The organism is Pseudocolwellia agarivorans, from assembly GCF_002000085.1.
GTDB lineage: Bacteria > Pseudomonadota > Gammaproteobacteria > Enterobacterales > Alteromonadaceae > Pseudocolwellia > Pseudocolwellia agarivorans.
In genome coordinates, this window is record NZ_MUZU01000005.1 from 213,584 (window position 1) to 239,958 (window position 26,375).

The window sequence follows — 26,375 nt, forward strand, 5'->3', positions numbered from 1 at the left end:
TTCCTTTCTTAGTTTTCTAATTTAATGGGTTAAATACAATTTTTTGATCTTCAACTTGAATGCACTGTGGTAAATTTGCATGCTCGGTTAGTTGCTCACTTAGCATGTAAACACCGGCAATAGACACTAGTTCAGCTTGCAAGTTTTGACAGAATATTTTACTTTCGTGTTGTCCGCTTGCACCTGCAATAGCCCTACCACGAATAGTACCGTATACATGAATGTTGCCATCAGCGATGACTTCAGCCCCATTACCCACAGAACCCATAATGATGAGATCGGTATTTTTAGCGTAAATTTGCTGACCAGAACGAATTTGGCCTTTAATAATTTTTGTTGGAGTATTTTCAATAACCGTTGTTTCAACCGGAGTTTGTGCTTCTGGCTGTGGTTTTTGAATTTCTGTTCGTTTATTTTGTTGCGCTGAACCTTTGTTAACTATGGCTAAGCCAGCATCTTGTGCTGCTGTTTTTTGCTCAGGAGATGTATGACCGCATATGCCAACAAGTACAAAGTTATTATTTTCAATAATTTGTTTGAGGGCCGTAAAATCAAAGAACGTTTCAATTTCACTAATATCAGCCACAACGGGAGCACATTTGAAAAATTGAGGTGCTTGCGCAATTTTATTTTTTAATTGGGAATCTAATAACGTTAAATCGTTTTTTTCGATGCGTATAACGGAAAGGGTAAAGTTAGTTCCCTTGAATTCTATTTCCTGTTCAGGCATGAACAGCGGTTTCCTTTTATATTTTATTTTCTAATGATGAAAACTAGGTTAAAAACAGTGCCTGATAGCATATTAGTATCAGAGACTATGCACAAGTAGAATAACACTTACAAGTAAATAAAAGTGTAAAATAACATCGTTTTGCTCTCTTTTTATACAGCTAAATAAATAGAGTAAGCTTTATTCTGTAAAGCAGGAAAGTTATGGGAGAAAGGGAGTAGATACTCCCTTTTTATTGATGACCGGTTTTATTTTACGGTTGAACTAAAGTTAAACTCTTTAGGAGGCACTGCTCCCATTAAATGTGTAACAAAATAATCCCAACGCTTACGTACCATGTAAGGTTCTCGGGCAAAACCATGACCTCTATTGGGTAACATTAACATGTCAAAATCTTTGTTAGCTTCTATGAGTGCATCAACCACCATTAATGTGTTGTATGGTGTTACGTTGGTATCCAATGTTCCGTGTACAAGTAGGAGTTTACCTTTAAGTTTGTCGGCAAAAAGTTGATTTGCTTGGCTGTCATAATTCGTGGTTTTGTTTTCGTTGTTAACCAATAAACCGTGGTATTTTTCACCCCACTCATCAGCATAGTTACGGTTGTCGTGATTACCAGCTTCTGAAACGGCAACTTTATAAAAATCAGGGTAACTGAACATGGCTTTTGTTGATGCAAAACCACCGCCTGAATGTCCCCAAATTCCAACACGATCAATATCTATCCATGAGTGCTTTTTAGCGAGTTGTTTAATTGCTGCTACTTGATCCGGTAAACCACTGTCGCCCATGTTGGCATAATAAAATTCATGAAAACTTTTTGAACGTCCAGGTGTTCCTAAAGCGTCAATTTCTACTACGATAAAGCCTAGTTCAGCTAAAGCTTGATTGTCGCCTCTAGCGGTCCTGAAATGGCGACCACGTATACTTCCTACTTGTGGACCAGGGTAAATATAGTTAACAACAGGATAGCTTTTGTTTTTATCAAAATGACTTGGTCTGTAGAGTAAACCGTAAATATCGTGCTCGTTGTTGCGATCTTTAACAATAAATGGTGTTGGTGGAGCCCATCCTGTTGCGGTCAGTTGGCTAATATCCATAGTCTCTAGTGTAAACTTTTCATTTGATTGTGTTTCACGTATAACACTGACTTCTGCTTGTTCTGGGGTCGAAAAGCGATCTAAAAAGTAGGTGTTATCTTCATTCATGCTGACACGATGATGTTTTTTCTCAGGAGTTAATAAAGTAAGGTTTTTACCATTTTTGTTTATGCTATAAAGGTAGTTAAAATAAGGATCTCCACCTTCACGACCTGCGCCAGTAAAATATAATGTATCTGTTTTTTCATCTACGCTGAGCAATTCAAGAACGGTCCAGTCACCTCGGGTTATTTGGTTTTTAATTTTGCCTGTTTTGCTATCAATTAGATAAAAATGTCCCCAATTACTACGCTGAGAAAACCAAATAAATTCATTGGTTTTATCAAGGTATTTCCAACTGATGGCACTAACGCCTGATTCAAAAAAGCTGTCTTCTGTTTCTGAATATACGGTTTTGACTCGTCCATTTTCAGCATTGGCAATTTTTAATGTAGCGGTTTTATGATCTCGGCTTGAAGAAATAAAGGCGAAGTTTTTGCTGTTATGTGCCCAATCTATGTCAAGAAACTCACCATTATTGCCTGCCACGTGATCGGTAATTGATGAGCGATGTGGATCTGCAGGCATATCTAACGGAATAATTTTTTGCTTTTGCACATCAATAACAACACGATGTATAGCAAATATATGTTCGTCGCCGGGTAAAGGGTATTTCCACTGGTCTATTGTTGGGTGCCCAACGTTTGTTGATACTAGCGCCATATCGCCAACATTGCGGCTGTCATGCTTAAAGGTAGCTAATTTGGTTGAGTCAGGCGACCATTTAACTACTGGTGTATCTTTACGTATCCAGCCAGCGTTATTTGTAGCATATCCAAAATCTTTAATACCGTCTTTAGTTAATTGTACTTCTTTATTCGTTTTTAAATTTCGCGACCATAGATTGTAATCGCGTATAAAAACAGCCAATTTACCGTCTGGAGAAATCATTTCGTTTGATTTTTTTGCATCAGTATCAGATGCACATAAGTAATTTGTTAAATCACAAAGATAGTGTTTATCTTTTATTTTAACGACTATTTTATTGTTAAGGCTTACTGTAAATGTATTAAATGGTAGATTGTAAGCATTTACTTCGGCGTCAGTAATAACTGCTAACGCTTTTGATAATTTTTGATGATCAAAAGCTAATGCTTTTTGTTGAGTAATAGGATTAACTTCAAAAAATTGTTCACCTTGCTGAGTACGTGATTTATAGAATAAACGGTTGTTTTGCCAGAAAGGACTTTCTACTGTCCCAGTAACGAGCTTATCTGTATATTTTGATAGTTGTTTTTCAGCTTTTTGATAATCAGAGGTGCTTAGTTGTGCTGCTAATAGTGATGTTGAGGGGAGACACATAAGTAATAGTACAGTTATTTTTTTTAACATAGTTATAGCCTTATATTTGAGACATATGAAGCTCAATATTTTTCCCCATAAGCTAGCATAATCCATGCACATTATAAGAGAAAATCTGTTAGTGGCGATTTATTTACGATAAATGGCGTATTTTTTAAAAGGGAGTTTGGATGAATTTTTGTATTTAAAAAAACATTAACAATTGATTGATATTTAAGCTAGACTGCATTTCACATTAACAAGGAGGTGATATGATAGAAATACATCATAAAAATAATACGCTTATTACCCAAGTACACGGAACGTTTACCAAAGAACATTTTAACAACGCGTTTATTCCAATATTTGAATCGATGTTAAAAGAATTTCCTGAAGTAAATATTGTTTTAAAATTAAATAATGAGTTAACCGGATGGACGTTGCTGACATTATTGAAACAATTTAAGCAATACATTGCTCCATATAATGGCATCAACCGCTTAGCGATTGTAAGCGATAGCCGTTTGTTAAAATGGAAATTTAGTTTATTTCAGCTGCGTTCTTGCGTTTCTACCGAGCGCTTTCTCAATAAAGACATTGAAAAAGCGAAGGCTTGGTTAGCTATTGGTTAATAAATTCTAATAAGCGATTATTTGCTGGCATTTCGTGATCTTTAACGAGTGTCAGCCCTGCCTTTTCCGCTAATGTTAAAACCGCCTCAAAATCGCGTATTCCACTTAATTCATGTTGTTGTTTTAACCATAACTCAAAGTTAGCATTACTTTCGCTGGTAAATTTACCTTGGTAGTTAAATGGACCATAAATACAAAGCTTACCTTTAGGGAGTAGGTGTTTTTTTACTCCTTCAAAAAAAGCGATTACCAGTTCCCAACTGACTATATGCAGTGTATTAGCGGTATATATTGCTGATGTATGTTCTATGGGCCACGGCTTTGATAAGTCGAGTGCTAAAGGTGGCTGTAAATTACTTGAAGGGTATTCGGCTATCCATTGATTTATGCCGCTATGATTTACCGCTAGATCACTTGTTTGCCAATTTACATGAGCAAGTTGTTTGGCAAAATATACAGCATGTTGCCCAGTGCCTGAGCCAATTTCTAACACTGAATCAGCGGTGGAAAATGCTTGCTGTAAAATAGGTAGAATATGGACTTTGTTGTTTTCAGATGCTTGTGAAAAAGGTTTATTGATCATTGCCAGTATCCTGATTGTTTTTGAAAGGTAACGATAAAGCACATTGCTGCGCGTAATTTATCATATGAGCTTGTTCACGTTTGCAAAAATCTTTAATGGCGGGCTGAAACCCTGAATGTTTGATCCAATGGTATGAATACGTCATAACGGGTTCAAAACCTCGTTGGATTTTGTGTTCGCCTTGTGTGCCAGGATTAAAGCTTTGTAAATTATGTTGAATGCAAAACTCTATACCTTGGTAATAACACAATTCAAAATGTAAATTAGAAAACGATTCTGTAGCTCCCCAATAGCGGCCATATAAATGACTTTCGTCATAAAAAAACAATGCACAAGCAACGTCTGTATCATTATGACTTGCAATAAAAAGTACGATATTTGCGGGTAATGTTTTAAATATACGCTCGAAAAATTCATAACTTAAATGCGGTGTATGTTGTCGTTTTAAATAGGTGAGTTGGTAGGTTAAATAAAAAAAGTCGAGTTCTTGTTTAGTTATTTGATCACCTGTTACCTGCCGTATACTAATGTTTTGCTTTTTTATTGATTCACGCTCTTTACGTGTGTTCTTTCTTTTACGTGCAGTGAAAGTTGAAAGATATTCATCAAACGACTTATAGTTTTTATTAAACCAATGAAACTGAACGGTATTACGTTCATATACATCGCTTGGGATATTCTCTATTTTAGGGCAAAAAAGTAAGTGCCAACTCGCAATGTTGTGTTCGCTACAGTAGTCGCTTAAGGGCTGTAAAATATCGCGATGCGTAAGGATTTGCGATATTAATTTATCAGAGCTTACGGGCGTAAATGGAATGGTACTGACTAACTTAGGGTAATATTCTAAGTCGTGCTCTTCATAAGCTCTCGCCCAATCCCAATCAAATACATATTCTCCCCAAGAATGCGTTTTAAGGTACAAAGGTAAAACCGCTTTTACTTTGTCATCTTGGTGAATGGTTAAATGATGAGGTTGCCAGCCACGTGCTAAACTTGCTGATTTGCTTGCTTCTAATGCTTCAAAAAAATGATACGACAAAAAAGGATTATTCGACGTATTTAATGCGCCCCATGCTTGTTGAGGTATGTTTGAAAAAGAGCGTTTGAATTCAGCAATCATAAGGTCTTATAGCAAGTATTATAACGTTGATAACATATTGTGCTTTGCTAAGTTAAAGAAATATATAGCGGCGCTTTTTATTTCTTTAACTTAGCAAAAGCATCAGCAAAAGCATTACCCATTACTGCGTTATTGGCTTCTTTAGGCTTATGCGTTCGTTGTTCTTTTTTCGCGTAGTTTGGTTTATTGTTTCTGTGTTCGGCTTTATGTTCAGGTTTGCGGTCAGCTTGCTTTTTAGAGGCTTGAGATTGCTCTATAGTATCGTCTAAGCGCATAGTTAAGCTGATACGTTTACGCTGTGGATCCACTTCTGTTACTTTAACTTTTACAATGTCGCCAGCTTTTACCACTTCACGTGGATCGCTCACAAACTTATTGGTTAAAGACGATATATGTACTAAGCCGTCTTGATGGACACCTAAATCAACAAAAGCTCCAAAATTAGCAACGTTTGATATAACACCTTCTAAAATCATACCTACTTCAAGATCGTTAATAGTGTTAACGCCTTCTTTAAAGGTTGCGGTTTTAAATTCAGGTCTTGGATCTCGTCCGGGTTTTTCAAGCTCTTTAATAATATCTTTAACAGTAACTTCACCAAATTCATCTGTAACAACTTCGGCAATATTTACGTTACTTAATTGCTCACTATTGGTTAAAAGATCGCTTACGCTCGCGTTTAGTTGTGCGATTATTTTTTCTACTACGGGGTAAGTTTCAGGATGAACACCTGATTGATCAAGGGGGTTGTTACCATTTGCAATACGGAGAAAACCTGCGGCTTGTTCGAAGGCTTTAGGACCTAAACGCGCTACTTTTTTTAATTCTTGTCGGTTGTTAAAACGGCCATGCTCGTCACGAAAATCGACTACGTTGTGTGCCATAGTTTTTGTTAACCCTGATACTCGCGTAAGTAATGCAACTGAGGCACTATTTAAATCAACGCCAACCGAGTTCACACAATCTTCTATCACTTCATCTAGGGTTTTACTTAATTGACTTTGGCTTACGTCATGTTGATATTGCCCAACACCTATGGCTTTTGGGTCAATTTTAACAAGCTCAGCAAGTGGGTCTTGTAAACGCCTTGCAATAGAAACTGCGCCACGTATTGAAACATCTAAATCTGGAAATTCTTTTGCTGCAAATTCAGACGCTGAATATACCGACGCACCGGCTTCGCTCACAATGACTTTATTTGGTTTTAATTTATCTAAACTTGTGATCACTTCAGCCGCTAGCTTATCGCTTTCGCGAGATGCTGTACCGTTACCTATCGCAATAAGTTCTACTTTATGTTGCTGACATAAGTTGGTTAGCGTTCTAACAGACTTGTCCCAGTGATTTTGCGGTGCATGAGGGAAAATAGTGGTGGTATGTAATAGCTTACCTGTAGCGTCTACTACCGCAATTTTACAACCCGTACGTAAGCCAGGATCAAGCCCTAAAGTTACTTTAGGTCCGGCTGGTGCAGCCATTAATAAATCACTTAAGTTAGTTGAAAATACTTTAATCGCTTCAACTTCAGCTTGCTCACGTAAGTTACCAATTAATTCAGTTTCTAAACTGACACTTAATTTGGTTTTCCATGCATTGTGAACCACTTTGGTTAAAAACTCTGCACATGCTTGGCCTGTTAAGCGTAAATTAAAATGTTCGGTGATCAATTGTTCTGCACTTGAGTAGCTTGATGTTTCTTGCTGTGGGTCAACATTAATGGCTAATTTTAAAAAACCTTCAGCGCGACCACGTAGCATAGCTAACATTCGGTGAGAAGGTACTGATTTTAAGCGCTCTGAATGTTCGAAGTAATCTTTATATTTAGCGGCTTCTTGTGTTTTAGCTTTAACAACCTTACTGGTTAAGTGCGCTTGTTTTAATAAGTGATTACGTAATTTTTGTAGTAAGTTTGCGTCTTCAGCAAAGCGTTCTATTAAAATAGACATTGCACCGTCGAGCACTTCTTTTTCATCACTAAAGCCAGCATCATTGTTAATAAAAGCGGTAGCTTCCGCTTCTGGTACTAAACGCCAATCGTTATAAAGTTTATTTGCGAGTGGTTCTATACCTGCTTCAATCGCTATTTGGCCTTTGGTACGGCGTTTAGGTCTAAAGGGTAAATATAAATCTTCAAGGCGGGTTTTGTTATCTGCTTGGTTTAAGGCATCAGATAACGCGGGTGTTAATTTACCTTGTTCTTCAATGTTTTTCAGAATGACATTTCTACGGTCGTTTAAATCGCGGATATACGTTAAACGCTGATTAAGGTGACGAAGATGATTGTCGTCTAGCCCCTGTGTCGCCTCTTTTCTGTAACGAGCAATAAAGGGAACTGTTGCTCCGTCGTCTAATAAAGTAATAGCAGCATTAATTTGTACAGGAGAAACATTGAGCTCTTTAGCAATTTGCTCAGCAATAGATATCATTTAACTTAAATCCCAAGATGAAAAATTTTATGTTGGTGAGTTTGAATAATAACGCGTGTTGTTAGGCAGTTGAAAGATCTATTTTGTATTTAAAGTGCTAATGAGTTCGGGAAGTGCTATTGCTATTTTGTTTTTATAGCGCCACAAAGTAAATTGTGGCGCTGGATACATTAAGAACCAAATAACGATTCTTTAGTAACTAAATCAAAATGCTGAATTGAGGTTTTTAATTGTTCTTCAAACTGGTCGTTATTCAGAATAGATGCTCTGTGTTTATTGAAGAGCTTATTATATTGTTCAATTTTTTTACCTAAAATTTTCCAACCTTGTTGTTTGGCGCTTAAAGGCCAAGATTCAAGTTCTATTTTAGAGGTTTCAAGTTGGCCAGTAACAATACCAGACCAAGCAGGCCACATATTTTGACTCCCCGTAGCTTTTAACTGTTCAGGTGTAAAATTAGCAAATGACGACATAAAGGTTACCGCACTTTTTAACGCTCTGTAGTAATCTTCTAATGCATCTTCGTCATAGGCATCAATATGGATATCATCTTGATTAGTATAGACTTTAGTTTTTCTTTGGGTGTGTACAACTACAGGTTTTGTGTGAACCACTTCAGTGTGTGCTACCTGTAAACTTGCTCCAGAGCTTTGCTGTGTCGCTTGTGGCATTGGATCATCATCGCCACCTACTTGTAAAAGCCCACCTTTACCTAAGCCACCACGAACAGATTGTGCTTTATAGTTGCGTAAGGCTTTAACCATTTGGTTGTAAGAGTCAGCAAAAGAAGCGGTTATTATTTTACCTTCGGGGGTATTTGAAAAACCACCCGCACCCGCAAAAGCACCCCCGCTAAATAATCCTCCGGCAAAGCTAAAGTCATAATTTTTTGCATTACCTACAGCAGCAGAAACTTGCACACCCGATCTGTTTTCTATTAATAATAATGTGGTGGCGGCTTCGTTTTGTTTGAAACCTCCGGCAACAACATTACCGAAACGCCCTAAAAAAGATCCCGCAATAGATTTAATACCACTGGTATTATTTTCTGCAAATTGAATTGATGGCGACAAAGTAAAGTCGGCAGCCACCATTTGACCTTTACCAAAGTTACTACCACTTCGTGATTCACCTGAATTCATCAAAGCCCTTTCTCGTTGCATCGCTGCCATAGCACCACCACGTTCAACGACTACAAAACAACCCGACTGTTGTATCATTAAACGTATAACAGGTTTGGTACTACCCAAATTAGGCACGCGTCTACGATAGGTTGACCACCAAGGTAAACTGGTATCTTCAAACACGCTAACTGTGCCTAAAGCTTCGTCACACTTTGTTAATTGCGTATTAGCGTTTTGCGAATTTGCTCCGCCAGCTGAACCTGTAATTGTTCCACCACCTTGTCCGCCCCCCATTATAGGTGAAGTGCTCATACACCCCGTTAAGCCCGTACAAATTAAAGTAGATAAAATTAATGATATCCGTTTTTTAGTGACCATAATTATTCATTCCTATCGAATTTTATTACTGATAACGTATACCCGTTATCATTCAAGATGCAGGTTTCAGTGGGAACTAAAAACAATTTAGGCAAGGCATTAAGTTTACGTCATGGTTATTCTCGGTAACTGCTCCTGCGTTACCCTAATGTCCTACATCCATGTAGGAACCTGACTAAAGTTAATAACGATGCATAAATTGTTTTTAGACCCATCAAAGAAGCGCTTGAGCAAAATCACTTCGTCGTTAATGCTTTTTATAAGGGAACGACCATTATTACAAAGCATTGCCTTGAATTGATATCGCTCAAGCACTCTGAAATAGCCTCTTGAGTGGTAACGGGTATATACCCATAATTCAATGAGTATCATTGAGTTATTACCTAATACCTTGTTTATTTTCAGATTTATTGTGTCAAATAAAAGGAATTTTAGAATCGAGAGTTAACGATATTTAAGGAGAGATAACTGAGGTTAAAATGTAGACAAGTAAAATTTGAAGTGTAAGACTAGAAAAAATAAAATATAACAATAGATGATATAGTTTTCGTCAATTCATTACTGTATTTATTAAATAATAGAAGAGTTATAACGATAGGTTAACGGGAAATATATACCTAAAATATAAGGAATATTGAAGTGGAGAAGCGCACTCGAAAAAGAGGTGTTAAAGCATCCAGAATAAAGCTTGAAGCTGCTTTACATAAAATAGGGTTAAAAACTCAAACTGCGTTAGCCCATAAAATAGCGGAATTAGAAAATTTAGAAACCATTCCTAAAGATTTAGTTAATCGTGTTTTTAGAGAAGAAAACGTTTCGCCAAATACCTTAGCTCGAATTGCTAACGCATTAGATGCAGAACCTTATACCCTTTATTTGTCTCAGCAAGAGCTTGAACAAAAAGAACAATTCGTCAATCCAGTTAAAACCGACCCAACAAATAAAACCGACCCAACAAATAAAACCGAACCACTAAACAAAACCGAACCACTAAACAAAACCAACTATATATTACCTGCTATTATTTTTACGATTCTTTTCGTTATATTCATTGTTGGAATTTTGTTGTTTAAACCTTTTTCAGTTTTAACCAACAAAGAGCACAAAACGCCATTATTGCCTTTGGGGCAAGTAAGTTTATTAATAGATGTTGATAATACGTTATCCAAAGGACTCTCCCGGCGAATTATTCAGCAGCTTCCTAGTAATATAAAAGCCATTACAATTAATCAAAATTTATTATCTAAGCAAGATCGGTCTTTCGATATTGCACAAGAGTTTCAATCAGATTCTGTGCTAACAATAAGAGTTTATGAGGTAAGTCGATATATTGGATTACAATATTATTTATATTATAAAAATCAAGAAAGGCTTATTTGGACCGATGTAACTACTCACAGCTTGTTAAAGCAACAGTCGCAAAAACTGGCAAGTAATGTGCTGAATAATTTATATTTTTATTTATCACTTAATGGTGCCGATAAAGCACAGTTATATCCTTCTATTTTAGCGCAAGATAACTATTTAAAAGCACGTAAATTATTAGACAATCAACAGTCTGAATTAAACATAAAAAGAGCACAAACCCTTTTAAACAATGCAATTACGTCGTTTAGTGATTTTGTTCAGGCACATGTTGCTATGTGCGAGTCGCTTATCGATGAGAGTTGGTCTGGTAATGAAAAACAAAAATTAGAGCAAGCCAATGAACATTGCCAACTTGCCTTGGCACTTCAACCTAATAATAACTATGCCTTAGCAACTTCGGCTAATTTGATGCGACGTTCCGGTAGAGTTGATCAAGCTATCAATCAATATCATAGTATTTTACAAAATTGGCCTAAAAATATAGACGCGCTGTCAGGTGTTAGCGTGACGTATTTAGATGCTCATCGACAAAACCTTATTGAATTTCCTGATGCCTTAATTCAAGCGACATCCTTTGCACAACGCGCGATAGACATAGAGCCTGATTACTGGAAGCATCATTTTAATTTAGGAACCATTCAGTATTTTAATGGAGACAGTAAAGCAGCAATTATAGCGTTCACAAAAGCTAGTCAGCTAAATCCTAACGAGCTGGCGTATGTTAATTTAGGTTCAATGCAGCTATGTCAAGGCCAAACGCAAGAAGCCTTATCGTCTTATCAACAAGCTTATCATCTAGCACCTAACTCGTATTTAGGGCAAGAGTTTTTAGGACAAGCTTATTATCAACTAGCTAATTTTGAAGCTTCTCAAGAGTTTAGATCTGCAGCGATAAAAGTTATGGATAGCACTAACATTGGAGGCATTCATCAAGTTTGGGGGAATTTGGGTAACTCCTATCGACAACTTAAACAAAATGATGAAGCGATTGAAGCCTACCTCAATGCCTTAAAGATTATAGAAAGAGATAAACTCAGAGGTAATATCACGATAATGGATAAAATTTATCAACAGTTTTATAGTCTTATTCTTAATAAGTTGTCACCTACGCAGTATAAATTTGCTTTAGACTTACCTGATTATTTAGTACTTGAAGATTTGGATGCGAGCGCAACCGTGTATTTAGCTTTAATTCAACGTTACACCAATCAACCAGAACAAGCCGATAAAACGATAGCTTCGCTTAAACAAAAATGCCCTGGTTATGTTAGTTTTCCTGATTTACAACAAGCGCTTAATTGATTATTTATACCAAACGTATTAATGCGTTTGGTATAAATTAGCTGAGCGTTTATTGAATTCATGACAAAGTAGTTCACGCTTGTGAACTAGGATTTTAGAGAAGGTAAATAATCTATTTGGGTAACAAACCAGTCTTTAATACCTGCTGGCGTTTTAACAGTCACATCATCATCTACTTCTTTCTTTAAGCAAGCACGTGCCATTGGAGAGTCAATAGAGATGTAATCGTGTCGACCATATATTTCTTCAGGTCCCACAATTCTAAATTTAAGCATTTCTCCCTCTTCATTCTCAAGGGTAACCCAAGCACCAAAAAATATTTTACCTTCTTGCTGGGGATGATATTCAACAACTTTTATATCTTCTAATGTTTTTGTTAAGAAACGAACTCTGCGGTCAATCTCTCTTAATCTTTTCTTGTTATATTGATAATCTGCATTTTCCGATCTATCACCTAAGCTGGCTGCCCACGAGACTTTTTTCGTGGTTTCTGGCCTTTCTTTACGCCATAACGTATCTAATTCGTTTTGAAGGTTTTGGTAACCTTCTTTGGTAATTAATTTTGTTTTCATCGTTTATCTAATTTTTTTACTCAAACGGTAAAAGTAATGTTTTTATTGTTGGACGTAGTGCTACTAATACGGTTTCTTCTGTTAACTCAGGATAAAGTGTTTTTCTTAATAATAGCCCTGCCATTACTGAAAAAATAACATTAATTCGACTTTCTAGCTCAACTTTAGAGGCATTTTTTATGATACTACGTTCACTGGTCAGTAACTGCCACATTCTATCGCGAGCTTGAGTATCTGCATCTTGCAATAAAGTAGCAACTTTATTGTTTCGTCCTGCTTCGGCTAGCATTTCTAAATCTACAGCACAGGCTTCTGTATCCATATGCCTTTGTACACCTACGTTTAAGCCATCAAGTAGTATAGTTAACATGTCTCCAGGTTGTTCTTTAAACTGCTGAAATATAGAAAACATTTCTTGCATATCTTGTTCAATAATACTCTCTATAATCGCTTCTTTACTCTCAAAGTAATTATAAATATGTCCTGCACTCATGCCCGCAGTTTTTGATATTTCAGCCATACCTGCACCATGAAAACCTTTACGGCGAAAACAATCAGCCGCTGCAGTCAGTACTTGGTTACGACGAGCTTCAGCTAACGCTGGGTCAGTATGTCTTTTCGTTTTTGGTTTCATAAGAAACTCCTCAGCGAACGTTTAAGTTCGATATAAATGCCATGCATTTAATTTGGTTTTTAAGTCTATTTAATTTCAGTTTATTGACTGAATAAAATAGACTTTTAATAATATTACTTGGCCAGTTTTACCGATTGTTCCCAACCACCACCGAGCACTTTATATAAGCTAATTTGGCTAGCTAATAGTGCTTGTTGACCTGAAATTTGTTGTTGCTGGGCGCTATACCAAGTTCTTTGTGCGTCAAGTACTTGTAGGTAGCTATCAACTCCATTGTCGTAACGCGCTTTTGATAAGTCGAAGGTTGATTGGCGACTTTGTAGTAATATATTTAACGCAGTTAGCTGTTCTTGATAGCCTTCTCGGTCAGCTAATGCATCGGCTACTTCACGAAAAGCTTGCTGAATTTTTTGCTGATAAGTCATAAGCGCAATTTGTTGATCAGCTTGTGCTACATCTAACCTTGCTTGATTTCGACCCATATTAAAAATGGGTAAACTTACCGAAGGCACAAAGCTCCATGTACCAGAACCTGAATTAAATAAGTTACCTAAATCACTTGAAGCGCTGCCTGCATTGGCTGTTAAGCTAATACTTGGATAAAAGGCAGCACGTGCAACACCAATATTAGCATTTGCCGCTAATAATTGATGTTCGGCCGCTTTTATATCAGGGCGTTGCGTTAATAATTCTGAAGGTAAGCCAACGGGCACTGCAGGTAAATTAAGCAATGAATTTAGTGATTTGTTGGGGAGTAAATCGTTCGACACTGGTTTACCTACAAGCAAATTGAGGGCATTTTTGTCACGCTTTACTAGGCGTTTATAAGTAGCAATATCTACCTTAGCTGCAGCTACTGTGCTTTTAAGTTGCTCGAGTGTAATTTTTGATGCTGCCCCTAAATCAAAGCTTTTCTGCGTAAGCGATAATGACTCTTGCTGAGATGTAAGCGTTTCTTGAGCAAGCGTTAATAATTGTTGATCGGTAGCAAAGTTTAGCCATGCATTGGCCAGTTCAGCAACTAATGATATTTGTGTGCTGTATTGACTCAGCTCTGTTGAATATAGCGTTTGCAAAGCTTGTTCAGATTGATTTCGTACTTTACCCCAAAGGTCTAACTCATAAGAAGTAATGCCCACAGTTGCACTGTATTGAGAGTTAATACGTGCATTACCTGTGCCTGATAAATCAGCGGGTAACTGTTGGCGACTACCTGAACCATTGATATCAAATGAAGGATATAATGCTGAATCTTCAATTTGATATAAACCACGCACACGCTGTACGTTAAGTAGAGCAATTTGCATGTTTTTATTGTGTTCAAGGCTTTGTGCTATCAGCGTTTGTAACTTTTCATCACTGAAAAACTGCTGCCACTTTAACGGAACAACTTGTTCTTGAGGCAAATCTGATGAATATGCATTAGGAACAGGTAAATCAATTTTTTGTTGCTGAGGCGCTAATTGACAACCACTTAAAACAATCAGTGTGATAGCGCTTAAGCTGAGTACTTTTTTTGAATTACGCTTTTTTATATTCATTTCGAGATCTCCTGTGGAGAGTTTTTCGGTTTACCCGGAAATACTCGACGGACAAGTACAAAAAACATAGGTACAAATATTACGACTAATATTGAGGATGCCAGCGTACCGCCTATAATTGAAATACCTAATGCGTTCTGCGCACCAGATCCTGCACTTGAGGCAATAGCAAGAGGTATAACACCACAAATAAATGCCATTGATGTCATTAAAATAGGGCGTAAGCGCAAGCGTACTGCTGCAATTGCTGCATCAACAACACTCAGTCCTTCTTCCATTTGGTGAATAGCAAATTCAACAATTAATATGGCATTTTTTGACGCTAAGCCTATTGTGGTTAGCAAGCCTACTTGTAAGTAAATATCGTTTGATAATCCACCGCCAAACGCCGCCATAATCGCACCAAATATACCTAAAGGAACAATAAGCATAACCGCAAATGGTACCGACCAACTCTCATATAGCGCCGCTAAACATAAAAATACAAACAGCAGAGACAAGCCATAAAGTAAGGGCGCTTGACCACCACTTGAGCGCTCTTGATACGATATACCAGACCATTCAGAAGCAACACCTTTTGGTAGCAAGGTAACTAAACGTTCCATTTCATCCATAGCTTGCCCGGTACTGTAACCAGGTGCAGCACTACCTTGAATCTCCATAGAAGAAAAGCCGTTATAGCGCTCTAAACGAGGTGAGCCATAAGACCAAAATGAACGAGCAAATGCAGAAAATGGCACCATATCACCGTTGTTATTGCGTACGTACCACTTGTTAAGATCTTCTGGCACCATACGAGACTCGGCATTACCTTGTAGATATACTTTTTTCACGCGACCACGGTCGATAAAGTCATTAACATAGCGACTACCCCATGCGGTAGAAAGCGTACTATTAATATTAGCTTGCGACACACCGAGTGCTTCAGCTTTTTCAAGGTCGATATCAAGTTGTAATTCTGGCATGTCTTCTTGACCATTAGGGCGAACGCCCGCCAAAATAGGACTTTGGCTAGCTAAACCTAACAATTGGTTTCGAGCGGCTAATAAATTGTCGTGACCAAGGCCTACTCGGTCTTGTAAGAACATGTTAAAACCGTTCGCTGTACCTAACTCAACAATAGCAGGAGGTGGAAAAGCAAAAACAAAGGCTTCTTTTATTGTAGAAAAGTACCCCATGCCTTTCCCTGCAACGGCATGAACAGATAAATCGTCACGTTGACGTTCATCCCAATGCTTTAAGCTAACAAAGCCAATAGCCGAATTTTGTCCTGAACCAGCAAAACTAAAACCAGTTACAGTAAAAATACCCTTAACCGCTTCTGATTGATCGTTTAGATAATGATTTTCTACTTTTTTAACTACAGCTAATGTTTGTTGAGTTGTTGAACCTGCTGGCAACATAACTTGGTTAAATAAAATACCTTGATCTTCGTCAGGTAAGAATGCTGTAGGTAAGTGTGAAAATACGTACACCATGCCACCAACAATAACGGCATAAATAAGTAGATAGCGTTTAGAATGTGCAATCATTCGGCCAACAAAACCTTGCGTACCTGCATTGGTTTTGTCGAATCCACGGTTAAATCCAGAAAAGAACTTACCTATTAATGAACTGTTGTTATGAACATGACTAGGTTTTAGTAATGTTGCACATAATGCTGGGGTTAAAATTAACGCAACTAATACTGAAAGACCCATTGCAGAAACAAGGGTAATAGAAAATTGACGATAGATAACACCGGTAGAACCACTAAAGAATGCCATAGGTATAAATACCGCTGAAAGTACCATCGCAATGCCTACAAGCGCACCTTTAATTTCATCCATTGATTTACGCGTTGCTTCAAGCGCTGATAGTTTTTCTTCACTCATTAAACGTTCAACGTTTTCAACAACAACAATCGCATCATCTACTAGCAAACCTATGGCAAGCACCATAGCAAACATAGTTAAGGTATTAATGGAGTAACCAAATGTATATAAAATGGCAAATGTTCCAAGTAATACAACGGGCACAGCAATAGTAGGAATAAGTGTTGCTCTGAAGTTTTGTAAAAACAGATACATAACTACAAATACCAATACGACAGCTTCAATAAGTGTATGTATAACTTTTTCAATAGAGAGTGATACAAATGGCGTTGTATCGTAAGGAATAACCGTTTCTAAACCTTCAGGGAAGAATGGTTCAAGTTCTTTAAGTGCATCTTTAACACCTTGGGCTGTATCAAGCGCATTAGCCCCGCTTGCCAGTTTTACACCTAAACCTGCAGCAGGCTTACCATTAAAGCGGGCAACTACTCCGTAGTTTTCACCGCCTAGTTCAACCTTTGCTACGTCTTTAAGGCGAACGATTGAACCGTTAGGGTTTGTTTTAACTGAAATTTGTTCGAATTGTTCAGGTGTTTGTAAACGGCTTTGTGCTGTAACTGTTGCATTAAGCTGTTGCCCTGCTATTGAAGGCATTCCACCAAGTTGGCCAGCAGATACTTGTGCATTTTGTGCCGTGATCGCTGCATTAATGTCAGCAGGCGTTAATTTGAAATTTTGTAATTTTGCCGGATCTAACCAAATTCGCATGGCATATTGAGAACCAAAGAGCTGAGCTTCACCAACACCATTAACACGCGAGACAATATCTTGTACATTTGATGAAACATAATCACCAATATCGATATTATTCATGCTACCGTCTTGCGATACAAAACCTACTACAAGTAAAAAGTTGCGAGCTGATTTAGCGACTACTACGCCTTGTCTTTGTACTTCTTCAGGTAAAAGAGGTGTTGCTGTTGCGAGTTTATTTTGTACCTGAACTTGTGCAATATCAGGATCGGTATCAGCACTAAACGTTAAAGTAAGCGTTGCAGAACCACTTGATTCTGAAGTAGACGACATATATAACAAGCCGTCTAATCCTTTCATTTTTTGTTCAATAACTTGAGTTACTGAGTCTTCAAGCGTTCGAGCTGATGCTCCCGGATAGTTAGCCGTAATACTAATAGCGGGCGGTGCAATGGAAGGATATTGCGCAATAGGTAAACTATTAATTGCTAAAATACCTGCTAGCATTACTACAATAGCAAGTACCCAAGCAAATATAGGTCTATCGATAAAAAATCGTGACATTCAGGTTCTCCGTTATTGTGCTTTGGTGGCTGACGAATTAACTTCAGTAGGCTGAACAGGTGCACCTGGACGGATTTTTTGGAGGCCTTCAACAATTAATTTATCACCTTCATCTAATCCATTGGTGACTAACCAATTAGCGCCAACTGAACGATCAATTGTTAGTACTCTGCTTTCAACTGTGTTGTCTTTACTTACTACCAGCGCTGTAGGTTCACCTTTAGAATTACGAGTTACGCCACGTTGTGGTACTAAAATAGCCTTGGCTTTTACGCCTTCAACAATTGATGCGCGTGCATACATACCAGGCAATAAAAGTTTTTCTGGATTTGGGAATTTCGCACGTAATGTTACTGATCCAGTGCTTGGGTCAACGGTGACTTCTGAAAACTGTAAAGTCCCTTTATGAGGGTAAATTGAGCCATCTTCCATGGTAAGTTCAACATCAGTTTGATTTGCAGAATCAACACTTAATAAACCTGAAGCTATAGATTTTTTAAACTTTGTCAGTTCATTGCTGGATTGCGTTAAATCAATATAAATAGGATCGAGTTGAGTCACGGTGGCAAGTGCCATGGTTTGATTAGCGCTGACTAAGGCACCTACAGTCACATTCGATTTGCTTATTTGGCCACTAATGGGGGATGAGACCTGACTATAATCAAGATTGATTTGTGCGGTTTGTAGTTGTGCTTGTGCGGTTAGTAATTCTGCGTTTGCTTGTTTGTAGGCGGCGTCAGCTTCATCATAATCTTGCTGACTTACGGCTTTAATTTTTAGCAACTTGCTATAACGAAATGCTTTAGATTTACTACTGGCAATACTCGCTTGAGCTCTTGCTACAGCCGCTTCACTTGCGGCTAATTCTGCTTTAAATGTAGCTGGGTTGATTTGATAAAGTGCTTGGCCTTGTTCTACTTGTTTACCTTCAATAAATAAACGTGATTGAACAATGCCACTAACTTGGGGACGAATTTCAGCAATTTGAAACGCGCTGATACGACCTGGTAACTCTTTTTTAAGGGTAAGTGCTTGGCTTTTTAATGTAACAACGCCAACAGGTATTGCTTGATGAGTTGGTGCTTTAGCTTGTTCTGCTGCGCTATCGCAACCCGTTAAAGCAATAGAACCAACAATGGCCGATACAAAAAATAGACCGATACGGTAAAACTGCATAGATTAGTACTCTTTATTTTAGAATGAACGATCATTCTAACTTAAGGTTTTATCGTTTTAAATCATTATTAGCCAAAAAATGTAATTAAATATTAATACATTTTTATTGCGTAGATTTGTGAGTGCTGTGATTCACTTTAAGATAAATATTAAAGTAGATCGCATATAAAACAGATGCAGGATTATATGAAAAAGTATTGTGGTTAGAGGAATACTGAGATACAAAAATTATTGATTCCCATAGTTTTAAAAATCAAATCATGATGTTGAATCAAAACGTACTTTATTTTTGTATAGAGAGGTTAATTCAATTGAATAGATAATTGTTATGTGTTTTTTACGATGATTGGTATTATATCAACCCTTAATTTAAATTATTTTAATGTGTTTGGAGTTGTTGTGAGTAAAAGTTTGATTGTTAATTTAATTGCGCTGTTATGTACGTTAATAGGTTACTTTATTGATAATCATATTGTCTTTACTGTAGGTATTTTTGCTTTATCGGGAGCGGTTACCAATTGGTTAGCAATACATATGTTATTTGAAAAAGTGCCAGGTCTTTATGGTTCAGGTGTTATTCCCGCTAGGTTTGAAGATTTTAAATTGGGTATTCGCGAATTAATGATGGAGCAGTTTTTTACACAAGAAAATATCCAACGTTTTTTATCTTCCAACAATGAGCAGTCATCACCGTCAATAGATTTGTCTCCTATTATTCATAAAGTCGATTTATCACCTGCTTTTGACAATTTAATTAAGGTTATTGAAAACTCATCGTTTGGATCTATGCTAGCGATGGTAGGTGGTAGCGAAGTGTTGCAACCCTTGCGTGAACCCTTTATAGAAGAAATGAAAGTTACTATGAGTCATATTGCTCAAAGTGATGAATTTGGCGCAATATTAAATGAAGAGCTTGCACAGTCAGGTGTATCTGATGATATGCGTGATAAAGTCAGCGATATTATTGAAAAAAGATTAAACGAATTAACACCACAATTGGTTAAAAAGATTATTCAAAATATGATCAAGCAGCATTTAGGTTGGCTAGTGGTATGGGGCGGTGTTTTTGGTGGCATTATCGGATTGGTTGCAGCAATAACACAAACCTATTAAATGGAGTAAATGATATTGTACGGATACTTATCAGTATTATGTACATTAGCGAGAAAAAATAGTTGTAAATTTGTTCATTTTTAATCTATTCCTCTTTAATTTGTACGCCTTTATAGGTATCCTTGCGTTCTAATTTTTTGGGATAATTTTTAGCTAATTTGTAATTGTATAATTTAGTTATTTCCCACTACTTGTAAAGAAGGTAATTTGAGCCATGTTTGGTCGCTTAGAAGCTTTGCCAGCAGATCCTATTTTAGGTTTATCTATTAAGTATCGCGCTGATGAAAATCCGCTAAAAATTGATTTGGGTGTAGGTGTTTATAAAAACGAAGCTGGTGACACCACGATTTTAGAGTGTGTTAAAAAAGCTGAAAAATTCCGTTTAGAAAATGAATTGACTAAAACCTACATTGGCGGCACAGGTTCTCCATTATATAATGAAAGAATGACATCGCTTATTTTTGGTGATCATAAAGTTATTAATGAAAACCGTGTTAAAACTGTTTCTACTCCAGGTGGTACTGGTGCTTTACGTGTAGCTGGCGAATTTATTGCTCGTTGCAAATCAAATGCTAAAATTTGGCTTTCAAACCCTACTTGGGCAAATCACAAAGGTGTTTTTACTGCGTCAGGTTTAGAAATTGCTGAATACCCATATTACGATTACGAAAACAAAACATTAGATTTTGACGCCATGTTAAACGCGTTAAAAAATGTATCAGCAGACGATTTTGTATTGTTACATGCTTGTTGTCATAACCCATCAGGTATGGATTTATCACAAGAGCAATGGCAACAAGTAGCCCAAGTTGCTAAAGAAGTTGGTTTTACTCCGTTAATTGATATGGCGTACCAAGGTTTTGGAGACGGCTTAGAAGAAGACGCTTACGGCGTTCGCTTAATGGCTGATACTGTTGATAACATGATTTTATGTAGCTCATGCTCTAAAAACTTTGGTTTATACCGTGAACGTATTGGTGCTTGTACTGTTATTGGTGAAACACCAGCAACAACTGAAATTGCATTATCAGTAGTGTTGGGTGTAGCTCGTGTTATTTATTCTATGCCTCCAGCGCACGGTGCTGCTCTTGTTGAAACTATTTTAGGCTCTGAAGAGCTTACTAAAGAATGGCACATTGAGTTAGCTGAAATGCGTAATCGTATTAACGGTAACCGTAAAGTTATTGTGGATAAGCTTATTGAAAAAGGCGTTACAAGAGACTTTAGCTTTATTGCTAACCAAAAAGGTATGTTCTCTTTCTTAGGTATTACTCCTGAGCAAGTTCAACAATTGCAAGATGAATACAGTGTTTATATGGTGGGTTCTAGCCGTATGAGTATTGCAGGTATCTCGCCAAGTAATGTTGATTATTTAGCTGAGTCTATCGCTAAAGTTTTATAATTTATATTTTTTAAAACGTATTACATATTTGATTAAAGCGAAACAGTTTATGCTGTTTCGCTTTTTTTATGGGTTTAATGTAGCGCTGTGGTGGTCTTTTTATAAAAGAAACTCACCACTTTTATTCAACGCTATTGTTTTTGCTTCAATAATGGCTTCAGTATTCAATACACCATAAATATGAGGATATAACCCACCGGTTGCCGGTTCCCATTTTACTTCTGCGGTTATTTTGCTTTTATCAACCACTAAAATCAGTGGATTGATTGTCTCTTTATAATATTTGTTAGCAATACGCGTTAACTGGTTTTTAGGCGATGCATGGATGAAGCCTTCTGTTTTAATTGAGTCTCGTGCTAACGTTCCTTGGTTTACTGCGTGGTCATATTCTTTTTGAGATGATAGTAAATATATATAGGGATCACTTAATCCGCGATACATGCGTATAAACATTTGGGTAACAGTTAATTGTTCAGAACCTTGATAAATATAATCAACTCTAAAGGTGCCTTTTAAGGTGTTATTTTCTAATGTTTGGCTAATAATGCTGATTTCTGCTTGGGCGGTCCAATCATTACGCGTTAGCCATACAGGAATGCTATCAAAGAATATTCTGCTCCCTTTTTTCTCAAATGAATAAATTTTTCCTAAGATTAATTCAGGGTAGTTGTCAGAACGAAGAATGGAGTTGATTTTTGCTGTAAATTCCATGGAAATTCCTGTTTTTAGTTTATAGTGTTAGCGTATTTAAAGCATGGTCTTAGCACTTTAATAATATCGCCTTGGCTGTCGCCATTCCATGAATTGTGTGATTTATCTTTTAATTACGTATGAATTTAGTTAAAGGGAATCGTTAAATACCACGGCCAAGTTGATTTCTCATTTGTTTGAGATTAAAAAATCACCTTTATTAGTGCAAAAGCTTCTACTACAATATCTATCTCGCCATTTCACTTAAAAGTGTTTAGATGCATTCAATATTTCATTCAATAAAAAAATGTTATCAACTTTCCGTTTTAGTTTATTTATCTTTATTTTCATCTGAATTATTAGCTGAAAGCGTAAGTGATGAGTGTATTTTAAGTACAATAAAAACAGCTAAAAAAGCATTAACCTATGATGATATAAAGAAAATTTGTAGCATGGAAGAGGTTACGCCTCCTCATATGAAAAAAGGTCGGATCGCCAATAGAATTATTAGTGAGAAACGTACAGCCTTTGATCCCTATGTAATCACACCTCATAAAATGAATTACATATTACCCGTAAGTTATACCAATAATATTAATAAAGATGTATATGACACGGTAAACGATTGGGGAGACTCTTTAATTAATACTGAAGCTAAATTTCAACTCAGTATTAAGGTACCGTTAAATACTCAAAAAATATTTACGCGTGATGATGGGATCTTTTTTGGTTTTACTATGCAGTCGTGGTGGCAAGTATATTCAGATGGTATATCGAAACCTTTTAGAGAAACTAATTATCAACCCGAAGTTTTTTACTTAAGCCCGCTTAGGTATCATCCTTTTGATGGTAATACCGCCATTGTTGTAGGTTTAGAGCATCAGTCTAATGGTAGAGCTCAGGGGTTATCTCGTAGTTGGAATAGAACTTACATCAACTTTTTATTTGAAAAAGATAACTTTGCATTATCTTTTCAACCTTGGTGGCGAATTCCTGAAAGTGATAAAGAGTTTGATTTAGATCCCAAGGGTGACGACAACCCTGATATTAGTGATTATATGGGGTATTTTCAGTTAGCCACTGTGTATAAATGGGAAGAGTATGAGTTTTCATTTAAAGGTCATGAAAATTTTAAAACCCATAATGGTGGAATGGAACTAGGGTTAACGTTCCCTTTGTGGGGGAAACTACGCGGATATATTCAATACACAAACGGTTATGGTGAAAGCTTAATTGACTATAACCACTCCCAACAGCGTTTAGGTATTGGCTTTGCATTAACAGACGTTTTATAAGCTGATTACTCTCAATTTTTTGGAGATAAAATGTACGGAAAAAAAATAATAACATTAATCATATTCTTATTAGCTTTTACTGTGGGCTGCGAAAAACAACAAAAGTCTCATAACATTACACCAGAAAGTAGTCATAAAATTAGTGCTGATAATCTCTATACGCATGGTGTTATTTGGACAGGCGTTAAAGGTGAACAACCTAAAACATTACTAGCCACCAAAAACGGTAAAATTGTTTATGTCGGTAATAATAACGGGGAAGTTCAAGCGAGCAATACTATAGACCTTAAAGGTGCATTTATGATGCCCGGTTTTGTTGATAATCATGTTCATTTTTTTGAAGGTGGTGCGGCATTAGCGAGTGTTGATTTACGAGATGCTAAATCGCCAGAAGAATTTACTCAACGTATAACAGATTTTGCCAAAAAAAGTGAAAGCAATAAGTGGATACTGAATGGCAATTGGGACCATGAAAACTGGAATGGTGAGCTACCCCATAAAAATTGGATTGATAAAACGACAAAATCAAACCCTGTTTTTGTTATTCGTTTAGATGGACATATGGCTTTGGCTAACTCGGCTGCATTAGCCGCAGCAGGTATTAATAAAGATACTCAAGCACCCAGCGGTGGCACTATTTTAAAAGACGCTAACGGTGAACCAACCGGTATATTAAAAGGTAATGCGTTAAATTTAGTTTTTTCAATTATTCCTCAACCCTCAGAACAAGAAATACTAGAATCATATGCTTTAGCGCAATCTCACGCGTTAAGCCTTGGTCTTACTAAAGTTTTTGCAGTAACGGCCAATGAAACAGAAACAACGATGCTTGGTAATTTTCGTTTAGCGAAACAGCGTGGATTAATGAAGCTAAGAACCTATGTTTACACGCCAATTGAACATTGGAAGTCGCTTCAACAACTTGTACTTACTCAAGGTGTTGGAGACGATTTATTAGGTTGGGGAGGAGTAAAAGGTTTTGTTGATGGCTCTTTAGGTGCTGCTACCGCTTGGTTTCATAAACCTTATTCAAACAATGCAGATACATCAGGTGCTCCACTTACAGAGCCTAGCGCACTTAAAGAAATGATAGCCGGCGCTTATAACGCTGATTTACGTCTTGCTATACATGCTATTGGCGATAAGGCGATTGATAATGTTATTAGCAATTATAAAGAAATTGCTGGCGATAATGTTAAAGCAGCACGTTTTAGAATTGAGCACTTTCAGCACCCTAGCTTAAAAGCTATTAAGTCGATTAGTCAGCAAAAAATTATTGCAGCAGCACAACCTTCGCACGCTGTAGATGATGGCCGCTGGGCAGAAGCAAGTATTGGTGCTGAACGAATAAAATCAACATATGCGTTTAGAGATATTTTAGATAGCGGCGCAATTTTATCTTTCGGTTCTGATTGGCCTGTAGCACCTTTATCACCGTTACATGGTGTTTATTCAGCGGTTACTCGTCAAACAACCGATAATTTAAACCCTCAAGGCTGGTTACCTGAGCAAAAAATCACGGTGGAAGAAGCGCTAACGGCTTACACATCAGCAAATGCCTACGCAGGTTTTGAAGAAGATAAATACGGAACTCTTGAAGTGGGTAAGCAAGCTGATATGGTTGTTTTAGCCGATGATCCTAGAGCGGTGTCGCCTAAAAATATAAAAAACATTAAGGTGATGAGCACGATCATAAATGATGAAATTGTGTATAGCGCTACCTCTAAATAATCCCTCACCACTTTTAAATTAAGCGCGTTACTCCGAATACTGCAGCATCATGCCTCGTTTCGGAGTAACAGAACGGCCGCCTGATTGAAAAACAAAAGGAATAGAAACCGTATTAAAACCTGCATTTCTATAAATAATAAAATGCAGGTGAGGCCCTGTTGAATAACCAGAAGAACCTGAACGAGCAATAATATCTCCTACCTTAACTTTATCGCCAAGTTTTACTTGAGCCGTTCCTAATAAAATGTGGGCGTACAGGGCGTAAGTACCGTCTTCATGTAATACTGTAACCTTGTTGGCTTTATCTAAAAAATAAGCGGTTTTCCCGCCCATGTGATAATCATCTTTTGCTTCAATAACGGTACCATCACGAGCTGCTGTTATGTATGTACCTACAGGCATAGCAATATCTACAGCAAAATTATTAGGTGACTTGTTATGAGAAAAACGACCATTAAATGATTGAGTCACCTTTTTAGGTAAGCCAGATGAAAATGGAAGCTTATAGCTGAAATTATCGGGAGTTTTAGACGGGTCCCCTATTATCCAACGATATGAGGATTTAGGCATGGGTTCTACATTTGAGTAGATGACTCTTTTAGATTTAGCGAGTATTACATATCGACTTTTTTCTTGATTGTGTAAAAAAGTCAATTCAATTTCTACAGGCGCGTAAAAGGTATTTTCGACTATAAATTTATACACTTCTTGTTCGTAAAGTACTTGAGTTTTTATCGGAGAACGCTTTTTTACCGTATCAGCATATTGAGTGGTTTCTACTTTTACATCTGTAATCGGTGGTTTGTCACTATAAACCCAATTGCCTGCGCTATCTTTATATTTGTATATATTGGCCGCGAATGCTGAACTCGCTATAAAAAACACAGAGGTGATATAAACCACCAAAATTTTAAAACCATAATGTTCCATCAATCTACCTAAACTCC

General features: G+C 37.1%; 19 protein-coding genes. 6 read left to right on the forward strand and 13 right to left on the reverse strand.

The features are described from left to right. Nucleotides 1-16 precede the first annotated feature (16 nt). Together minC and B0X80_RS09970 are read right to left on the reverse strand one after the other, a co-directional pair. The gene (gene minC, locus B0X80_RS09965) at nucleotides 17-730 is read right to left on the reverse strand and encodes a septum site-determining protein MinC (RefSeq protein ID WP_077339933.1); all 714 of its coding nucleotides are present in this window, start codon (nucleotides 728-730) and stop codon (nucleotides 17-19) included. A 248-nt stretch (nucleotides 731-978) separates the two neighbouring features. Beyond that, nucleotides 979-3,261 (reverse strand): S9 family peptidase, encoded by a 2,283-nt coding sequence (locus tag B0X80_RS09970; RefSeq protein ID WP_077339934.1) that lies wholly within the window; start codon nucleotides 3,259-3,261, stop codon nucleotides 979-981. Between the two features lie 221 nt (nucleotides 3,262-3,482). Between B0X80_RS09970 and B0X80_RS09975 the strand changes: the two genes are divergently transcribed. Further along, entirely contained in the window at nucleotides 3,483-3,842 is a 360-nt protein-coding gene (locus B0X80_RS09975; RefSeq protein ID WP_077339935.1) for a SpoIIAA family protein, read from the forward strand. On the opposite strand, the gene B0X80_RS09980 is transcribed toward B0X80_RS09975, so the two are convergent. The 4 genes from B0X80_RS09980 to B0X80_RS20355 form a co-directional block, all read right to left on the reverse strand. Beyond that, nucleotides 3,832-4,422, reverse strand: coding sequence for a DUF938 domain-containing protein (locus tag B0X80_RS09980; protein ID WP_077340135.1), 591 nt, complete (start codon nucleotides 4,420-4,422; stop codon nucleotides 3,832-3,834). The two genes, B0X80_RS09975 and B0X80_RS09980, sit on opposite strands and share 11 nt — an antisense overlap. Next, the gene (locus tag B0X80_RS09985; RefSeq protein ID WP_077339936.1) at nucleotides 4,415-5,545 is read right to left on the reverse strand and encodes a GNAT family N-acetyltransferase; all 1,131 of its coding nucleotides are present in this window, start codon (nucleotides 5,543-5,545) and stop codon (nucleotides 4,415-4,417) included. Before B0X80_RS09985 ends, B0X80_RS09980 begins: the two co-directional genes overlap by 8 nt. A gap of 77 nt (nucleotides 5,546-5,622) precedes the next feature. Continuing rightward, nucleotides 5,623-7,971 (reverse strand): Tex family protein, encoded by a 2,349-nt coding sequence (locus tag B0X80_RS09990; protein ID WP_077339937.1) that lies wholly within the window; start codon nucleotides 7,969-7,971, stop codon nucleotides 5,623-5,625. A gap of 170 nt (nucleotides 7,972-8,141) precedes the next feature. Continuing rightward, nucleotides 8,142-9,473 carry a CsgG/HfaB family protein gene (locus B0X80_RS20355; RefSeq protein ID WP_139345307.1) on the reverse strand — a complete coding sequence of 444 codons (1,332 nt, stop codon included), beginning with the start codon at nucleotides 9,471-9,473 and terminating at the stop codon, nucleotides 8,142-8,144. A 639-nt stretch (nucleotides 9,474-10,112) separates the two neighbouring features. On the opposite strand from B0X80_RS20355, the gene B0X80_RS10000 reads away from it, so the two are divergent. After that, the gene (locus tag B0X80_RS10000; protein ID WP_077339938.1) at nucleotides 10,113-12,143 is read left to right on the forward strand and encodes a tetratricopeptide repeat protein; all 2,031 of its coding nucleotides are present in this window, start codon (nucleotides 10,113-10,115) and stop codon (nucleotides 12,141-12,143) included. 86 nt (nucleotides 12,144-12,229) lie between these two features. On the opposite strand, the gene greB is transcribed toward B0X80_RS10000, so the two are convergent. The 5 genes from greB to B0X80_RS10025 form a co-directional block, all read right to left on the reverse strand. Then, entirely contained in the window at nucleotides 12,230-12,715 is a 486-nt protein-coding gene (gene greB / locus B0X80_RS10005) for a transcription elongation factor GreB (RefSeq protein ID WP_077339941.1), read from the reverse strand. A 16-nt stretch (nucleotides 12,716-12,731) separates the two neighbouring features. After that, nucleotides 12,732-13,349, reverse strand: a complete 618-nt coding sequence (locus B0X80_RS10010) for a TetR/AcrR family transcriptional regulator (protein WP_077339943.1) — start codon at nucleotides 13,347-13,349, stop codon at nucleotides 12,732-12,734. A gap of 113 nt (nucleotides 13,350-13,462) precedes the next feature. Further along, nucleotides 13,463-14,890, reverse strand: coding sequence for an efflux transporter outer membrane subunit (locus tag B0X80_RS10015; RefSeq protein WP_077339945.1), 1,428 nt, complete (start codon nucleotides 14,888-14,890; stop codon nucleotides 13,463-13,465). After that, entirely contained in the window at nucleotides 14,887-18,021 is a 3,135-nt protein-coding gene (locus tag B0X80_RS10020; RefSeq protein WP_077339947.1) for an efflux RND transporter permease subunit, read from the reverse strand. Before B0X80_RS10020 ends, B0X80_RS10015 begins: the two co-directional genes overlap by 4 nt. 12 nt (nucleotides 18,022-18,033) lie before the next feature. Next, on the reverse strand, nucleotides 18,034-19,197 hold the full coding sequence (locus B0X80_RS10025; RefSeq protein ID WP_077339949.1) for an efflux RND transporter periplasmic adaptor subunit: 1,164 nt from the start codon (nucleotides 19,195-19,197) through the stop codon (nucleotides 18,034-18,036). Nucleotides 19,198-19,596: 399 nt separating this feature from the next. On the opposite strand from B0X80_RS10025, the gene B0X80_RS10030 reads away from it, so the two are divergent. Next, nucleotides 19,597-20,310: a DUF445 domain-containing protein gene (locus tag B0X80_RS10030; RefSeq protein WP_077340137.1), complete on the forward strand. Its 714-nt coding sequence runs from the start codon at nucleotides 19,597-19,599 to the stop codon at nucleotides 20,308-20,310. A gap of 214 nt (nucleotides 20,311-20,524) precedes the next feature. Continuing rightward, nucleotides 20,525-21,712 carry an amino acid aminotransferase gene (locus B0X80_RS10035; RefSeq protein WP_076419479.1) on the forward strand — a complete coding sequence of 396 codons (1,188 nt, stop codon included), beginning with the start codon at nucleotides 20,525-20,527 and terminating at the stop codon, nucleotides 21,710-21,712. Nucleotides 21,713-21,811: 99 nt separating this feature from the next. Here the strand turns inward: B0X80_RS10035 and B0X80_RS10040 are convergent, their stop codons facing one another. Beyond that, nucleotides 21,812-22,423 (reverse strand): DUF952 domain-containing protein, encoded by a 612-nt coding sequence (locus B0X80_RS10040; protein WP_077339951.1) that lies wholly within the window; start codon nucleotides 22,421-22,423, stop codon nucleotides 21,812-21,814. Between the two features lie 257 nt (nucleotides 22,424-22,680). On the opposite strand from B0X80_RS10040, the gene B0X80_RS10045 reads away from it, so the two are divergent. Both B0X80_RS10045 and B0X80_RS10050 read left to right on the forward strand, forming a co-directional pair. Beyond that, a complete protein-coding gene (locus B0X80_RS10045) occupies nucleotides 22,681-23,697 on the forward strand; it encodes a phospholipase A (protein ID WP_077339953.1) in 1,017 nt (338 codons plus the stop codon). 30 nt (nucleotides 23,698-23,727) lie between these two features. After that, on the forward strand, nucleotides 23,728-25,428 hold the full coding sequence (locus B0X80_RS10050; RefSeq protein ID WP_077339955.1) for an amidohydrolase: 1,701 nt from the start codon (nucleotides 23,728-23,730) through the stop codon (nucleotides 25,426-25,428). 27 nt (nucleotides 25,429-25,455) lie between these two features. Here the strand turns inward: B0X80_RS10050 and B0X80_RS10055 are convergent, their stop codons facing one another. Continuing rightward, entirely contained in the window at nucleotides 25,456-26,358 is a 903-nt protein-coding gene (locus B0X80_RS10055) for a peptidoglycan DD-metalloendopeptidase family protein (RefSeq protein WP_077339957.1), read from the reverse strand. Nucleotides 26,359-26,375 lie beyond the last annotated feature (17 nt).

Excerpts from the sequence above, each read along its gene's own strand:
- minC (WP_077339933.1), bottom strand. The coding sequence starts at position 730 with ATGCCTGAACAGGAAATAGAATTCAAGGGAACTAACTTTACCCTTTCC.
- B0X80_RS09970 (WP_077339934.1), bottom strand. The coding sequence starts at position 3,261 with ATGTTAAAAAAAATAACTGTACTATTACTTATGTGTCTCCCCTCAACA.
- B0X80_RS09975 (WP_077339935.1), top strand. The coding sequence starts at position 3,483 with ATGATAGAAATACATCATAAAAATAATACGCTTATTACCCAAGTACAC.
- B0X80_RS09985 (WP_077339936.1), bottom strand. The coding sequence starts at position 5,545 with ATGATTGCTGAATTCAAACGCTCTTTTTCAAACATACCTCAACAAGCA.
- B0X80_RS09990 (WP_077339937.1), bottom strand. The coding sequence starts at position 7,971 with ATGATATCTATTGCTGAGCAAATTGCTAAAGAGCTCAATGTTTCTCCT.
- B0X80_RS20355 (WP_139345307.1), bottom strand. The coding sequence starts at position 9,473 with ATGGTCACTAAAAAACGGATATCATTAATTTTATCTACTTTAATTTGT.
- greB (WP_077339941.1), bottom strand. The coding sequence starts at position 12,715 with ATGAAAACAAAATTAATTACCAAAGAAGGTTACCAAAACCTTCAAAAC.
- B0X80_RS10010 (WP_077339943.1), bottom strand. The coding sequence starts at position 13,349 with ATGAAACCAAAAACGAAAAGACATACTGACCCAGCGTTAGCTGAAGCT.
- B0X80_RS10015 (WP_077339945.1), bottom strand. The coding sequence starts at position 14,890 with ATGAATATAAAAAAGCGTAATTCAAAAAAAGTACTCAGCTTAAGCGCT.
- B0X80_RS10020 (WP_077339947.1), bottom strand. The coding sequence starts at position 18,021 with ATGTCACGATTTTTTATCGATAGACCTATATTTGCTTGGGTACTTGCT.
- B0X80_RS10025 (WP_077339949.1), bottom strand. The coding sequence starts at position 19,197 with ATGCAGTTTTACCGTATCGGTCTATTTTTTGTATCGGCCATTGTTGGT.
- B0X80_RS10035 (WP_076419479.1), top strand. The coding sequence starts at position 20,525 with ATGTTTGGTCGCTTAGAAGCTTTGCCAGCAGATCCTATTTTAGGTTTA.
- B0X80_RS10040 (WP_077339951.1), bottom strand. The coding sequence starts at position 22,423 with ATGGAATTTACAGCAAAAATCAACTCCATTCTTCGTTCTGACAACTAC.
- B0X80_RS10045 (WP_077339953.1), top strand. The coding sequence starts at position 22,681 with ATGCATTCAATATTTCATTCAATAAAAAAATGTTATCAACTTTCCGTT.
- B0X80_RS10050 (WP_077339955.1), top strand. The coding sequence starts at position 23,728 with ATGTACGGAAAAAAAATAATAACATTAATCATATTCTTATTAGCTTTT.
- B0X80_RS10055 (WP_077339957.1), bottom strand. The coding sequence starts at position 26,358 with ATGGAACATTATGGTTTTAAAATTTTGGTGGTTTATATCACCTCTGTG.